13 protein-coding genes are annotated in these 14007 nt (G+C 62.3%); 8 read left to right on the forward strand and 5 right to left on the reverse strand.

Annotated features, from left to right (window positions below; genetic code table 11):
* Nucleotides 1–14 precede the first annotated feature (14 nt).
* The gene (locus B0G77_RS08145) at nt 15–536 is read right to left on the reverse strand and encodes a TlpA disulfide reductase family protein (protein ID WP_133661668.1); all 522 of its coding nucleotides are present in this window, start codon (nt 534–536) and stop codon (nt 15–17) included.
* A gap of 307 nt (nt 537–843) precedes the next feature.
* On the opposite strand from B0G77_RS08145, the gene B0G77_RS08150 reads away from it, so the two are divergent.
* Nucleotides 844–1293 carry a hypothetical protein gene (locus tag B0G77_RS08150; RefSeq protein ID WP_243750955.1) on the forward strand — a complete coding sequence of 150 codons (450 nt, stop codon included), beginning with the start codon at nt 844–846 and terminating at the stop codon, nt 1291–1293.
* A 330-nt stretch (nt 1294–1623) separates the two neighbouring features.
* Here the strand turns inward: B0G77_RS08150 and B0G77_RS08155 are convergent, their stop codons facing one another.
* Nucleotides 1624–3159 carry a YifB family Mg chelatase-like AAA ATPase gene (locus B0G77_RS08155; RefSeq protein ID WP_133661669.1) on the reverse strand — a complete coding sequence of 512 codons (1536 nt, stop codon included), beginning with the start codon at nt 3157–3159 and terminating at the stop codon, nt 1624–1626.
* Between the two features lie 120 nt (nt 3160–3279).
* A complete protein-coding gene (locus B0G77_RS08160; protein ID WP_133661670.1) occupies nt 3280–3534 on the reverse strand; it encodes an accessory factor UbiK family protein in 255 nt (84 codons plus the stop codon).
* A 403-nt stretch (nt 3535–3937) separates the two neighbouring features.
* Here B0G77_RS08160 and B0G77_RS08165 point away from each other — a divergent pair, with 403 nt between their 5' ends.
* The 7 genes from B0G77_RS08165 to ptsP all read left to right on the forward strand — a co-directional run bounded on the left by B0G77_RS08165 (nt 3938) and on the right by ptsP (nt 11393).
* Nucleotides 3938–4276, forward strand: coding sequence for a P-II family nitrogen regulator (locus tag B0G77_RS08165; RefSeq protein ID WP_006048089.1), 339 nt, complete (start codon nt 3938–3940; stop codon nt 4274–4276).
* A gap of 28 nt (nt 4277–4304) precedes the next feature.
* Nucleotides 4305–5798, forward strand: a complete 1494-nt coding sequence (locus B0G77_RS08170; RefSeq protein ID WP_133661671.1) for an ammonium transporter — start codon at nt 4305–4307, stop codon at nt 5796–5798.
* A gap of 231 nt (nt 5799–6029) precedes the next feature.
* The gene (gene gshA / locus B0G77_RS08175; protein WP_133661672.1) at nt 6030–7319 is read left to right on the forward strand and encodes a glutamate--cysteine ligase; all 1290 of its coding nucleotides are present in this window, start codon (nt 6030–6032) and stop codon (nt 7317–7319) included.
* Between the two features lie 115 nt (nt 7320–7434).
* Nucleotides 7435–8391 carry a glutathione synthase gene (gene gshB / locus B0G77_RS08180; protein ID WP_133661673.1) on the forward strand — a complete coding sequence of 319 codons (957 nt, stop codon included), beginning with the start codon at nt 7435–7437 and terminating at the stop codon, nt 8389–8391.
* Between the two features lie 159 nt (nt 8392–8550).
* Nucleotides 8551–9015, forward strand: a complete 465-nt coding sequence (locus tag B0G77_RS08185) for a PTS mannose transporter subunit IIA (RefSeq protein ID WP_133661674.1) — start codon at nt 8551–8553, stop codon at nt 9013–9015.
* Nucleotides 9016–9056: 41 nt separating this feature from the next.
* Nucleotides 9057–9326 (forward strand): HPr family phosphocarrier protein, encoded by a 270-nt coding sequence (locus B0G77_RS08190; RefSeq protein WP_133661675.1) that lies wholly within the window; start codon nt 9057–9059, stop codon nt 9324–9326.
* 315 nt (nt 9327–9641) lie between these two features.
* A complete protein-coding gene (gene ptsP, locus B0G77_RS08195) occupies nt 9642–11393 on the forward strand; it encodes a phosphoenolpyruvate--protein phosphotransferase (protein WP_133661676.1) in 1752 nt (583 codons plus the stop codon).
* On the opposite strand, the gene moeB is transcribed toward ptsP, so the two are convergent.
* Entirely contained in the window at nt 11390–12154 is a 765-nt protein-coding gene (moeB, locus tag B0G77_RS08200) for a molybdopterin-synthase adenylyltransferase MoeB (RefSeq protein ID WP_133661677.1), read from the reverse strand. The two genes, ptsP and moeB, sit on opposite strands and share 4 nt — an antisense overlap.
* 136 nt (nt 12155–12290) lie before the next feature.
* Nucleotides 12291–13880, reverse strand: a complete 1590-nt coding sequence (locus tag B0G77_RS08205) for a S41 family peptidase (protein ID WP_133661678.1) — start codon at nt 13878–13880, stop codon at nt 12291–12293.
* Between the last annotated feature and the right edge of the window lie 127 nt (nt 13881–14007).

Raw genomic sequence — 14007 nt, forward strand, 5'->3', positions numbered from 1 at the left:
CGATGGCCGCGAACTCAGGTGGCCAGTGCCTTTTCAAGCAACTGGTCGAGTTCGCCGAACTCTGGCTCACCGACATAACGCTTCAGGATCTTGCCGTTGCGGTCGATCACAAACGTGGTTGGCGTCAACTGGACATTGCCGAACTGCTTTGCCGCTGAGCCGTCGTCCATTGCGACCTTGAACGGCAGTTGACGCGTTTGCGTGTAGTTGGTTACGTACATCGGCGCGTCGTAATTCATCGCTACCGCGACGAATTCAAGGCCTTTGCCCTTGAAGCGGTTATACGTGTTGACCATCTGCGGCATTTCTTTCATGCAGGTATCGCAGCTCGTCGCCCAGAAGTTGACGAGATAGACCTTGCCTTTCAGGTCGGCCGTCGACACTTTCTGACCGGACAGCAGCGTAAACGTGGCATCGGGCACGTGCTGCTGGCTGCCGAACGCGAAATAGCCGGCGATCGCGATCGCACCGGCGACAACCGCCATTGCAATGTAGCGGATCGGGCTGGTACGCCTGGAAACGGGGGTGGGGCTCATGGACAGACCTCTTGGAGCGCGGAAAACACGCGAAATGCAGCGTTCGTATTGTAGCGTTAAACCCGCCCTGCGGCAGGGCGCGGCCTGACGGCGGATAATAGGGTTTTAATCCTGTCGTTCGCCCGTCTTAAGTCTCATGCGCCGATCCGCTTTCCGTTTGTTTTTTCCGTTTTCCTGTCGCCTTGTCTCTCTTTTCCATCCCTGTGCCTCTCTCCGTCTGCCAGCCGCGTTGCGGGCGGCCGTTGGCGCGTGCGTCGCCGGCGCGGTGTTGATCGCCTGCACGCCGACCTTCGACTGGCGCACGATCATGAACGACGATCAGGGTTACACCGTGGATTTGCCGGCAAAACCGTCGGTCGACGAACGGCAGATCGACATTGGCGGCACGCCGATGAAGATGAGCATGCAAACGGCCGAAGCGGGCGAAGTGGTGTTTGCGGTCGGCACCATCACGCTGCCGGGCGACGATCCGCAGGCTCAGCGCACCGCGCTCGAATTCCTGCGCACGGGGCTCGCGCGAAACCTGGGGGCTGCACCGGATTCGCATGCGACCCAGATTCCCCTTGCTGCGGGCGGGCAGGTTTCCGGCATCGAAATGACATTCGCCGGCAAGGTGGGCCCCAGGCTGGAACCGCGGACGATGCACGCACGGATTGTCGCGCGTGGCCGGCATGTCTACCAGGCGGTGGTGATCGCCGGCAAGGAACCGCCGCAGGAACAGCTCGACCAGTTTTTCGAGTCGTTCAAACTGTTCTAAAGGCGCCTCTTCGGCGTCGCCGAAGACTGCATGAGCGCAAATCGCAGTGAAAGTTCCTTCGCAGGATATGGCGCTAATCACCGGATTTCATGGCGCTTTTTTGGTTACCCACAGGACCTGTGGATAACATTGTTGAAAACTATGTGCGTTACCCCGCAAAAGCCCGTCCCGTGGGCATTCTGTTAGTTTGCACGCGATCTCGGCAAATTGAATAAGTCAATTAAATCAATGGCTTTTCTCTAAAGCCTCACATGTACCTTTCAGATGTATCAGGATTTGTCTGGGGCGTGCATATGTGAATAAGTCAAGTCTTGACAGCCGTTTTTTTCTTCACACCAATGAAAATACGCGCCGGTACTGGATGGCCTCTGCGATCTGAGCCGCATCCGGAATGTCGCTGCCGGCCAGATCGGCGATCGAGCGCGCCACTTTCAGCACCCGGTAGTAAGCACGCGCTGACCAGCCAAAACGCTCGCCAGCTTCCCGTAACAGGGTTTCGCCGGCCGGGACGGGGCGGCAGACCTCGTCGGCTTCGCGTCCACTTAGCTCGCGATTGGTTTTGCCCTGGCGGTGCAACTGCCGTTCGCGTGCGGCGCTGACGCGATCGGCGATGGCAGCGCTCGGCTCGCCGGGTTCTGCTGCACGTGCGGACAATTCGGCAGGCGTTAGAGCGGGAATCTCGATTTGAATGTCGATGCGGTCGAGTAGCGGCCCCGACAGCTTGCGCAGATAGCGCGCCGCGACTTCTGGCGTGCAACGGCAGCGGCCATTGGGGTCGCCTCGCCAGCCGCACGGGCAGGGGTTCATGGCCGCGATCAGCTGGCACGCCGCGGGAAAGTCCGCCTGCAAGGCCGCGCGGGAGATGGTGATGCGCCCGGCTTCGAGCGGCTCGCGCAGTGTTTCGAGTACGTGGCGGTCGAATTCAGGGAGCTCGTCGAGGAACAAGACTCCCAGATGCGACAGCGTGATTTCCCCCGGCTGCGGCGGATTGCGACCACCGACGAGCGCCGCGGCACTTGAAGAGTGATGAGGTGCCCGGAACGGACGCTGGCGCCATTGCACTGGAGAAAAGCCGGACATGCTCGCCGACAGTAGCGCAGCGGAGGTGAGCGCTTCGTCATCGGTCATCGGCGGCAGCAGGCCCGGCAGGCGCGCTGCGAGCATCGATTTGCCGGCACCGGGCGGGCCGACCATCAACATGTGATGGCCGCCTGCCGCTGCAACCTCCAGCGCCCGGCGCGCACCGCGCTGGCCGATCACTTCCGCCATATCAGGTTGCGCGGTAGCGGCCACCGAAGGGCAATCAGGCGGACGACTCGGCAAGAGCCGCGCATCCGGCTCGCCGGCGAGGTGGGCGCACAACGATGGCAGATCGTCTGCGCCATAGACGTCGACGCCCGGCACGAGCGCGGCCTCGGCGGCACTGCCCGCAGGCAGATAGAGTTCAGGTATCGGCTGCCCTTGCTGGCCGGCGCGCGCCGTGCCGCACGCCATGGCGAATGCCCCGCGCATTGGCCGCAGCGCGCCCGTCAACGAGAGTTCGCCGGCGAACTCTCGCTGGTTCAGCGATTCGACGGGAAGCTGTCCGCTCGCCGCCAGAATGCCGAGCGCGATCGGCAGATCGAAACGACCGGATTCCTTCGGCAGGTCGGCTGGCGCCAGATTGACTGTGATGCGCCGGACAGGAAAATCGAAGCTGCAGTTCTGCAGCGCGGCGCGTACGCGCTCGCGGCTTTCCCGGACTTCGAGGTCCGGTAGCCCGACAATCGAAAACGAGGGTAATCCGTTGGCGAGGTGTACTTCGACCGTAACTTCCGGCGCGCGGCCAGAGGCCGGCGCGCGACTGCGCACCACCGCAAGCGACATGTTTTCTCCCCGTCGGACGTTGCGCTTTCGCGCGCAGTCCCTTAAACCCTGGAACGCAGATAACGCTGAAAACGTCGCGGCTCGCTTGCCGTGATGCCCAGTTCTTCGGTCAGTGCGTGTTCAGGATGTTTGCGTCACCGGCAGCTTCTGCTCGAGTTCGGCGACCCGCCGTTCGAGTTCTTCCAGACGCGTGCGGGTCCGTACGAGCACCTGGGTCTGGGTATCGAACTCCTCACGCGTGACGAGATCGAGCTTCGAGAAGCCTTGCGAGAGCATCGCCTTGACGTTGCGTTCGACATCCTTCGCCGGCGAGTTCTTGAGCAGATCGCTTACGCGTGCCTGCAGGTCGTTGAAGACCTCATTCGGTTGTTTCATTGCTTCCCCTTGTTTGCACAAAAAATGTGCATGAGTCGTTAGGTCTGTGCTCCGCGCCAGACAATGAGCGAATCTGGTGCATGGGTGGCTGCGCTTCCAGCCCTGATGAGCGCGTTTGGTGCGCTTTCCCGCCCGTAGAGCCTGCGGACACTCTAGCAACGATCCACGCCGCGCGCCACCGTGCCCCGCCGACGTTGGCCATCCGGCCAAGGCTATGCGCAAACGTTAAGCCGCCTTTCTGTTCGCTTGCACGTACGCGACATGGCATGCGAGTTGCTGTTACTGCCGCGCGCGCTCTGCCGGGCAACGTTGCCGACAGCGCATCGATGCGGTTCCGGGTGTAGCCGCATATCGAAGCAGAGGCACACGCACACAAGGTTTACGCAACCACAGCGAGGATTTCATGAAACTCATTACCGCAATCATCAAGCCGTTCAAGCTCGATGAGGCGCGCGAAGCCTTGTCGGCCATCGGCGTCTCAGGCATCACGGTGACGGAAGTGAAAGGCTTTGGGCGTCAGAAAGGCCATACCGAGCTGTACCGGGGTGCCGAGTATGTCGTCGATTTCCTGCCGAAGGTGAAGATCGAGGCAGCCGTCTCGGACGACATCGTCGACCAGGCGATCGAGGCTCTCGAACGTGCCGCGCGCACCGGGAAGATCGGCGACGGGAAGATTTTCGTCACGCCGATCGAACAAGTGATTCGGATTCGCACCGGGGAGACCGGCGCGGACGCTCTGTAATAAAAAACAGCGACAAGAGGAAATAGAGATGCGCAAATTATTGATGTCCCTGTTGATGGCCGGTTCGCTGATGGCGGGCGGTATCGGCGCCGCCCTTGCGGACGATGCGTCCGCGCCCGCAGCTGCCTCGGCAGCCGCTTCCGACACGGCGGCCAGCGCGCCGGCGCCGGATGCTTCGGCGGCAGCACCAGCCGCAGCTGCGGCTTCGGCACCGGCGGCCGATGCCGCGGCCGCGAGCGGCGCCGCTCCGGCTTCCGAAGCTGCTCCGGCAGCACCGACCGCGCCGTTCTCGGTCGATTCGTCGAAGATCAACTCGGGCGACACTGCCTGGATGCTGACCTCCACCGCACTCGTGCTGTTCATGACGATCCCGGGCCTCGCGCTCTTCTACGGCGGCATGGTCCGCAAGAAGAACGTGCTCGCGACGCTGATGCAAAGCTTCGCGATCACCTGTCTCGTCACGGTCGTCTGGACGGTGGTGGGCTACAGCCTCGCGTTCACGCCGGGCGGCTCATTCCTGGGCGGCTTCTCGCGGGTGTTCCTCGCGGGCATGAACTACATCCACGGCGACAAGGCTACGACGCTGACCGTCAGCCATCTGGCTCCGACGATCCCGGAAACGGTCTACTTCGTCTACCAGATGACGTTTGCGATCATCACGCCGGCCCTGATCACGGGTGCGTTCGCTGACCGCATGAAGTTCTCGTCGATGCTGGTGTTCATGACGCTGTGGTCGATCATCGTCTACTCGCCGATCGCTCACATGGTCTGGGAACCGAGCGGCTGGCTGGCTGCCGCGGGCATCCTCGACTTCGCAGGCGGCACGGTGGTGCACATCAACGCCGGTATCGCGGGTCTGGTCTGCTGCCTCGTGCTCGGCAAGCGTGTCGGCTACGGCCGGGACACCATGGCTCCGCACAACCTCACGCTAACGCTGATCGGTGGCGCGATGCTGTGGGTGGGCTGGTTCGGCTTCAACGCGGGCTCGGCCGTGGCGGCTGATGGCCGTGCCGGTTTCGCGATGCTGGCAACGCAGGTTGCGACGGCTACGGCGGCTCTCGGCTGGATGTTCGCTGAATGGATCGCGAAGGGTAAGCCTTCGGTGCTCGGTATCGTGTCGGGTGCGGTGGCGGGTCTCGTGGCGATCACGCCGGCATCGGGCTTTGTCGGTGTGGCAGGGTCTCTCGTGATCGGTGTGGTGGCAGGCGTGGTCTGCTTCTGGTCGGCTTCGTGGCTCAAGCACAAGCTCGGTTACGACGACTCGCTCGACGCGTTCGGCGTGCACTGCATCGGCGGTATCGTGGGTGCGCTCCTGACGGGTGTGTTCGCGGTCAAGGACATCGGTGGCGCGGACGGCAGCATCGTCCTGCAGGCCAAGGGCGTCCTGACAACGCTGATCTACAGCGGCGTGGTGAGCTTCATCCTGCTGAAGGTCATCGACATGGTCATGGGTCTGCGCGTGACGGAAGAAGAAGAACGCGAAGGCCTCGATGTGGTTCTGCATGGCGAAAGCGTGGAATAACGCAAGAGGTGATTCGACACGCACTGGTATGTAAGGTATCAGCACAGCGACTTTGGCCCGCCTCACGGCGGGCTTTTTTCTTTGCAGTCCGCGTCGTAAACGGTGAGAATTTAAGACTATCGCTGTTATAGCGAGAACGTGTCCGCGTCCGGGCTTGCGATCGGAGAAACCGTCCCCAGATGGCCAGAGCGTTTGCTCTACAATCTTTTTTCTCCAGTCTGCGAGTGATCAATGGTTCCGCACCTAGTTACGGCGTTAAACGGCCCGCTGCTCGACCTCGAGCGGAAGATCCTCGACGCTACGCCTGCCATCGAACGCTGGTTCCGCCTCGAATGGCAGGAACACACGCCGCCGTTTTATTGCTCCGTCGATCTGCGTAACGCCGGCTTCAAGCTGGCGCCGGTCGACACCAATCTTTTTCCCGGCGCGTTCAACAACCTGCCGCAGGAAGTGCTGCCGCTCGCCGTGCAGGCCGCGATGGCATCGATCGAAAAGATCTGCCCCGACGCGAAGAACCTGCTGGTGATCCCGGAACGTCATACGCGCAACGCCTTTTATCTGGAGAACGTCGCGCGACTCGCGACGATCATGCGTCAGGCCGGTCTAAACGTCCGCTTCGGCACGCTCGATGAAAATGTCGCCGGGCCAGTTACGATTGCCCTGTCGGACGGGCAAAAGCTTGTCCTCGAGCCGCTCGAGCGCTCGCAGCGCCGGCTCGGGTTGAAGAATTTCGATCCGTGCTCGATTCTGCTGAACAATGATCTTTCGGGAGGCATTCCGCCGATCCTCGAAAATCTCCACGAGCAGTACCTGCTTCCGCCGCTGCACGCGGCCTGGGCGGTGCGCCGCAAGTCGACGCACTTCTCCTGTTACGACGACGTCGCGAAGAAATTCGCGAAAATGGTCGAGATCGATCCGTGGATGATCAATCCGTACTTCGCGCACGTCGAAGGCGTCGATTTCCAGGCGCGCACGGGCGAAGAGGCGCTGGCCGACGCGATCGACGGCGTGCTCAAGAAAATCGCCAGGAAGTATCGCGAGTACGGTATTTCCGAGCGGCCGTACGTCGTGATCAAGTCGGATGCCGGGACTTACGGCATGAGCGTGATGACCGTACACGATGCGTCGGAAGTTGCCGCGCTCACGAAGCGCGAACGCGCGAAGATGGCTGCAACCAAGGATGGCCTCGAAGTGCACGACGTGATCGTCCAGGAAGGTGTATATACGTTCGAACGTATCGGTGACGAAGTCGCGGAGCCGGTCGTGTACATGATCGACCGGTACGTGGTTGGCGGTTTCTACCGCGTCCACGGCAGCCGTGAACGCGACCAGAACCTGAACGCGCCCGGTATGCATTTCGTGCCGCTTGGTTTCGAACACACGGCGCTGCCGGACGCGCACGCGAAGCCGGGTGCGGCGCCGCCGAACCGCTTCTACATGTACGGCGTGGTGGCGCGGCTTGGTCTGCTGGCCGCGTCGGTGGAACTCGAAAAGACGGATCCGGAAGCCATCCAGGTCTGAGTACGCCCTTTGGCAACACGGGCGCGCGGGTTGGCGGGCGGGCGAGACGCCGTCCGGCGCGCCGTTCAACGATCAACGTTCAACCCGAGGCCCGCACGGGCGCATCAGGACCTTCATGGACATTCTTTTTATCGCCGACCCGCTGAAGCGCTTCAAGATCTATAAGGATTCGACGTACGCGATGATGGCCGAAGCCGCGCGGCGCGGCCACACGCTGTACGCGTGCGAGCCGCAGCATCTGGCGTGGACGGGCGGCGATGTCGAGTCGAACGCGCAGCGCTTTGCAATCGTCGGAGATCAGGCGGAATTGAAGCGCGAAACGTGGTTCGCCGTGGAGCCGGCCAGCGCCCGCTCGCTGAAAAGCTTCGGCGCTGTCGTGATGCGCAAGGATCCGCCGTTCGACATGGAATACGTGACGTCGACGTGGCTCCTCGAGATGGCCGAACGCGGCGGCGCACGCATCTTCAACAAGCCACAGGCGATCCGCGATCACTCGGAGAAACTCGCGATCGGCGAATTCCCGCAGTTTGTCGCGCCGACGCTCGTTACGCGTGACCCGGCCCGTCTGCGCACATTTCACGCCGAGCATGGCGACGTGATCCTGAAACCGCTCGACGGCATGGGCGGCATGGGCGTGTTCCGTGTGAAGGCGGACGGCATGAACCTCGGCTCGATCGTCGAAATGCTGAGCCACGACGGCGCGCGCTCCGTGATGGCGCAGAAGTTCATCCCGGAAATCAAGACCGGCGACAAGCGTATTCTGCTGATCGGTGGGCAGCCGGTGCCGTACTCGCTCGCGCGGATTCCGCAGGGTAATGAAGTGCGCGGCAATCTGGCGGCAGGCGGACTGGGCGTTGCGCAGCCGCTTACCACGCGTGATCGTGAGATCGCTGAAACGCTTGCGCCGGTGCTGGCGGCGCGCGGTCTGCTACTGGTTGGACTGGACGCCATCGGCGACTGGCTTACTGAGGTGAACGTCACGAGCCCGACGTGTTTCCGCGAGATCATGGATCAGACTGGCTTCGATGTCGCCGCGATGTTTATCGATGCGCTGGAGCGCGCCGCGGCCTGACCGCCCGAAAGGGGCGCCGCAGGCATTTCCGGTGAGTTCGCGGCGTGCTAAACGGCCACTCTTTGGCGGCCATGCGCGAACGTTCCGAAAGCAGGAAAATGGTGCTGTTACAATGCCCGGTCTACCGATTTCCAGCCGTTTTTTCGCTGTATTACTGACATGGCAGGCATTCTGATCATTGCACATGCCCCGCTCGCGACCGCGCTCCGGGAGTGTATCGCCCACATTTATGGCGGCTTGCCCGCGCGCATCGGCGCGATCGACGTGATGCCCGACTGCGATCCTGCCGAAGTCATCGCGTTCGCGCACGCCGAAATCGAGCGTCTGAAGGAAGAGAACGGCGCACTCGTGCTGACCGACATGTTCGGCGCAACACCGGCGAATATCGCCGGGCGGCTGTCGTCGCTACCTGACGTGCGTGTGCTTGCCGGGGTCAATCTGCCGATGCTCGTGCGCGCTGTCTGTTACCGGGCGACGCCGCTCGATACACTCGTCGACAAGGCGCTTGCAGGTGCGACCAAGGGTATCCACGCCGTAGGTCCCACGACGCCTGCACCCGTCGCACCGCCTGCCTGCTCAACCGACTGTCGGCCCGCGCTGCCGCCTGGCGCGAATCCTGGCTAGCTCCTTTCTCTCACCTATCAACCCGCGCTTCGGAACATCAGATGCTGCAAAAAGAAACGACCATCGTGAACAAACTGGGGCTGCACGCGCGCGCCTCGGCGAAACTGACGCAACTCGCGGGAAACTATCAGGCGGAAATCTGGATGAGCCGCAACGGTCGCCGAATTAATGCGAAGAGCATCATGGGGGTGATGATGCTGGCCGCGGGCATCGGCAGCACGGTGACGATCGAAACCGAAGGGCCGGACGAAACCGAAGCGATGGACGCCCTGCTCAAATTGATCGCCGACAAATTCGGCGAAGGACAGTGACACATCCGTTGTACGCCAGTCGTATGGCGCACAAGTCCGAACGCCGCGCTCGACGCGGCGTTTTTTTTGTTCCACCACAATCGGGAGTCGCTTTGTGACGCATCAGTTTGACTGTCGTGTGGCACGATCGACCTACTCCGGCGGGCTGTGGGCATTGCGCGGCGTTGCGATTCGCGTGGGCTGAATCGTTTACACAGGATTCGGCGATGCTGCACTGCACGCAGTCACGCGAGGGCGCGGAATTTATAATGACCGTCGGGGTCTGAGAGCATTGCAGCGGTTTGCCGCGGCATTACACAACTAGAGGAGGTGCGCGTGTCGTTCACGCTGCATGGAATTCCCGTGTCACGCGGTATCGCCATCGGGCGGGCTTATCTGATCGCCCCGGCCGCACTCGACGTGGACCACTATCTGATCGAACACGCCCAGATCGAGAGCGAGATCGAGCGCTTTCGTACGGCCCAGCAACTCGTGCATCTCGAACTGGACGCATTGCGCGCCGACCTCGCCGCCGACGCGCCCAGCGAAATGGGCGCCTTCATCAACGTGCACACCATGATCCTGAACGACGCGATGCTCGTCCAGGAAGCGATCGACCTTATCCGCACCCGCCGCTACAACGTCGAATGGGCGCTCACGGAGCAACTCGAGCGCCTGTCGCGCCATTTCGACGATATCGAAGACGAATACCTGCGCGAGCGCAAGGCCGACATCCAGCAGGTGGTCGAGCGGGTGCTGAAGGCACTTGCGGGCGCTTCGACTTCGACGCTGCCGGTTGGCGCACACGGCGCCTGCAGCGAGATGATCGTCGTCGCGCACGACATTGCGCCCGCCGACATGCTGCAGTTCAAGACGCAAACGTTCCAGGGCTTCGTCACGGATCTGGGCGGCCGCACGTCGCACACGGCGATCGTCGCGCGCAGCCTCGGCATTCCGGCCGCGGTCGGCGTGCAGCAGGCGAGTGCGCTGATCCGCCAGGACGACCTGATCATCGTCGATGGCGACAACGGCATCGTGATCGTCGATCCGGCGCCGATCGTGCTCGAAGAGTATTCGTATCGTCAAAGCGAGAAGGCGCTTGAGCTGCGCAAGCTGCAGCGTCTCAAGTTTTCACCCACGCAAACCCTCTGCGGCACGAAGATCGAACTGTGCGCGAACATTGAATTGCCCGAAGACGCGCACAGCGCGCTGGAGGCAGGCGCGACGGGCGTTGGCCTGTTCCGCACGGAATTCCTGTTCATGAATCACAAGGACCATCTGCCGGAAGAAGAGGAGCAGTTCGAGGCCTACCGTCGTGCGGTCGAAGGGATGAACGGTCTGCCGGTGACGATCCGCACGATCGACGTCGGCGCCGACAAGCCACTGGATTCGGTCGGCAGTGGCGACGGCTATGAGGCGGCTGCGAACCCCGCACTGGGGCTGCGCGCGATCCGCTGGAGCCTCTCCGAGCCGCAGATGTTCCTCACGCAATTGCGCGCCATTCTGCGTGCGTCGGCATTCGGTTCGGTGAAGATCCTGATTCCGATGCTCGCTCATGCGCAGGAAATCGACCAGACGCTGGATCTGATCCGCGAAGCCAAGCGTCAGCTGGACGACGCAGGTCTCGCTTACGATCCGAACGTCCGCGTCGGCGCGATGATCGAGATTCCGGCTGCCGCGATTGCGCTGCCGCTGTTCCTGAAGCGTCTCGACTTCCTGTCGATCGGAACGAACGATCTGATCCAGTACACGCTTGCCATCGATCGCGCCGACAACTCCGTCGCGCACCTGTACGACCCACTGCACCCGGCCGTGCTTCATCTGATCGCGTTGACACTGCGCGAGGCCAGGCGCGCGGGCGTGCCGGTCTCGGTGTGCGGTGAAATGGCGGGCGATCCGGCGCTTACGCGTCTTCTGCTCGGCATGGGTCTCACCGAGTTCTCGATGCACCCGAGCCAACTGCTGGTCGTGAAGCAGGAAATCCTCCGCTCGCACCTGAAGACGCTGGAAAAGCCGGTGGCCGACGTGCTGGCTTCGTTTGAGCCGGAAGAAGTGCAGGCGGCGCTGAAGCGCGTCGCGGCTGCTTAAGAGGTCTTGCGATGCGCCTCGCCGCAGACCGGGCAATCCGGCTGGCGTGCGATGCGCATCGTGTTCCATTCCATGCGCAGCGAATCGAGCATCATCAGCCGTCCGACGAGGGGTGTGCCGACGCCTGCAATCACCCGCAGCGCCTCGCCGGCTTGCATGGCGCCGATGATGCCGACCGTCGGCGAGAAAACGCCCATCGTCGAACACGCGACTTCCTCGAACGGCTGATCTTCGGGGAACACGCACGCGTAGCAGGGCGACGCTTTGTCGCGAAAATCGAATGTGCTGATCTGCCCGTCGAAACGCAGTGCCGCCCCCGACACGAGCGGCACGCGATGCGCGACGCACGCGCGATTGATCGCATGGCGGGTGGCGAAATTGTCGGTGCAATCGAGCACGACGGTTGCGTGCGGCACGTTCGCGTCGAGCCATGCATCGTCGACCCGTTCGGCTACCGCGTTGACCTGCACGTCGGGATTCAGACGGGCGATGGCGTCGCGACCTGATTCAACCTTTTTACGGCCTACGGACGCGCTCACATGAAGGATCTGCCGTTGCAGATTGGTGAGATCGACCGTATCGGCATCAACGAGTGTCAGGCTGCCGACACCCGCTGCCGCCAGATACATCGCCGCCGGCGACCCGAGCCCTCCCGCGCCCACGACGATCGCGTGCGCATCGAGAAAACGCTGCTGCGCTTCGATGCCCAGTTCGTCGACAAGAATGTGGCGGGAATAGCGGAGGAGTTGATCGTCATTCATGGCGGAGCGCGTCGTTCTGTCGCGCGATGACAGGCGGGAGTGCCGCGTGTCGCGCGGGGTAGTAATCGTTATTCTAGTCGCGCTAACGGAAATGCCTTCGCAGCGGGCGCCGCGAAGGCATGTGAGGCGTGAAACGTTACTTGGCCTGCGAAGCCGGGACGGGGGCTGATGCAGGCGCGGGGTCCGCTACCGGGTCAGAGGCGCCCGGCGTGACGGACAGCGCCGGCTTCACCGCGACAGGCGCCGAAGCCGATTGCGGCGGCTTGTTCTGCGCGAGACGGCGCTCGGTCAGCGACTTCGATTCCTGCACTGGCTTGCCCTCCAGCTTATTGAGGCCTTGCTGCAGCATGAAGTCGTCGGTCGAACCGAACTCGACCGGCTTGCGATCGCGATCTTTCTGGCGTTGTTCCGGCGTCTTCTTGTCGTTCTGTTCTTCAAGCAGGCGCAACTGGTCCATGCGCTCCTGCTCGCGCTGTTCCTGTTCCTTCTTCTCGTTCGGATCCTGCGTGTTCGCGAGGTGGTTCGAATAGTCGACTTCGCGCGTCACAAGTGCGTCGTCCGGATCGCCTTCCGCGTATTGATCGACAGCGATATCCGGGCGGATGCCCTTGTTCTGGATCGAGCGCCCGCTCGGCGTGTAGTAGTACGCGGTGGTGAGGCGCAGCGCGGTGTCCGCCGTCATCGGACGCACCGTTTGCACCGAGCCCTTGCCGAACGTTGTTTTGCCGACAATCAGCGCGCGGTGCTGGTCTTGCAGCGCACCTGCAACAATTTCCGACGCCGACGCGGAGTACGCGTTCGTCAGCACGATCATCGGCACGGTCTTGAAGATGGCCGGCAGGTTCTTCAACGGATCGCCGTCGAACGATGGCAGGCGGTAGTTATCGTAAGTGTCACGATAGGCCTGCTTCGAGTCCGGAATCTGGCCGTTGGTTGACACGACAATTGAATCCGGCGGCAGGAACGCGCCCGCGACGCCCACCGCGCTTTGCAGCAAACCGCCGCCATTGTTGCGCAGATCGAGGATGAGACCCTTCAGGTTCGGCTGCTGGCGGGCGATGTCCTGCAGTTTCGCGGACAGATCCGGCACGGTGCGTTCCTGGAAGCTCGTGATGCGGATGTACGCGTAGCCCGGCGCGACGATCTTCGCCTTCACGCTCTGAACCTTGATGATCGCGCGCGTGACGGTGAGCGGGAACGTGCGGTCGTCCGTCTTGCGGAAGATCGTCAGCGTGACCTTCGTGCCCGGTTCGCCGCGCATCTGCTTGACGGCCTGGTCGAGCGTCATGCCGCGCACAGGCTTGTCGTTGATGCGTGTGATGAGGTCGCCCGGACGAATGCCAGCACGGAACGCCGGCGTGTCTTCGATCGGCGAAATCACCTTGATGAGCCCGTCTTCCGACGAGATTTCGATGCCAAGACCGGCGAAACGGCCCTTGGTCTGCTCCTGCAGTTCTTCGTAGTCGGTCTTGTCGAGATACGACGAGTGCGGATCGAGACTCGACACCATGCCCTTGATCGCGGCCGTGAGGAGCTTCTTGTCGTCGACCGGTTCGACGTACTCATGCTTGATCTGCCCGAAAACTTCTGCAAAAAGCCGAAGCTGGTCAAGCGGCAGCGGCACAGTCGCAGTCTGCTGGGCCGAGGCAGAAAGTTGCAGTGTGGCAAAAACGCCAGTAGCAAGGCCCGCGGCAATCAGGCCGATATTTTTCAGGTTCTTTCGCATAGAGTCTATTGCGGTCGGAAGCGCGTGGCAGCGTCAAAGAGAAGGGACGGACAAGTATAACTGCACAGGCGCGCGCCAAGTGCGCGAGTGCAGGCTGCAGATGATCGGGGTTCGACAGCGGTCGGCC

Source organism: Paraburkholderia sp. BL10I2N1, from assembly GCF_004361815.1.
GTDB lineage: Bacteria > Pseudomonadota > Gammaproteobacteria > Burkholderiales > Burkholderiaceae > Paraburkholderia.

Coding starts and splice junctions, on each gene's coding strand:
- B0G77_RS08145 (WP_133661668.1), bottom strand. CDS start 536: ATGAGCCCCACCCCCGTTTCCAGGCGTACCAGCCCGATCCGCTACATT.
- B0G77_RS08150 (WP_243750955.1), top strand. CDS start 844: ATGAACGACGATCAGGGTTACACCGTGGATTTGCCGGCAAAACCGTCG.
- B0G77_RS08155 (WP_133661669.1), bottom strand. CDS start 3,159: ATGTCGCTTGCGGTGGTGCGCAGTCGCGCGCCGGCCTCTGGCCGCGCG.
- B0G77_RS08160 (WP_133661670.1), bottom strand. CDS start 3,534: ATGAAACAACCGAATGAGGTCTTCAACGACCTGCAGGCACGCGTAAGC.
- B0G77_RS08165 (WP_006048089.1), top strand. CDS start 3,938: ATGAAACTCATTACCGCAATCATCAAGCCGTTCAAGCTCGATGAGGCG.
- B0G77_RS08170 (WP_133661671.1), top strand. CDS start 4,305: ATGCGCAAATTATTGATGTCCCTGTTGATGGCCGGTTCGCTGATGGCG.
- gshA (WP_133661672.1), top strand. CDS start 6,030: ATGGTTCCGCACCTAGTTACGGCGTTAAACGGCCCGCTGCTCGACCTC.
- gshB (WP_133661673.1), top strand. CDS start 7,435: ATGGACATTCTTTTTATCGCCGACCCGCTGAAGCGCTTCAAGATCTAT.
- B0G77_RS08185 (WP_133661674.1), top strand. CDS start 8,551: ATGGCAGGCATTCTGATCATTGCACATGCCCCGCTCGCGACCGCGCTC.
- B0G77_RS08190 (WP_133661675.1), top strand. CDS start 9,057: ATGCTGCAAAAAGAAACGACCATCGTGAACAAACTGGGGCTGCACGCG.
- moeB (WP_133661677.1), bottom strand. CDS start 12,154: ATGAATGACGATCAACTCCTCCGCTATTCCCGCCACATTCTTGTCGAC.
- B0G77_RS08205 (WP_133661678.1), bottom strand. CDS start 13,880: ATGCGAAAGAACCTGAAAAATATCGGCCTGATTGCCGCGGGCCTTGCT.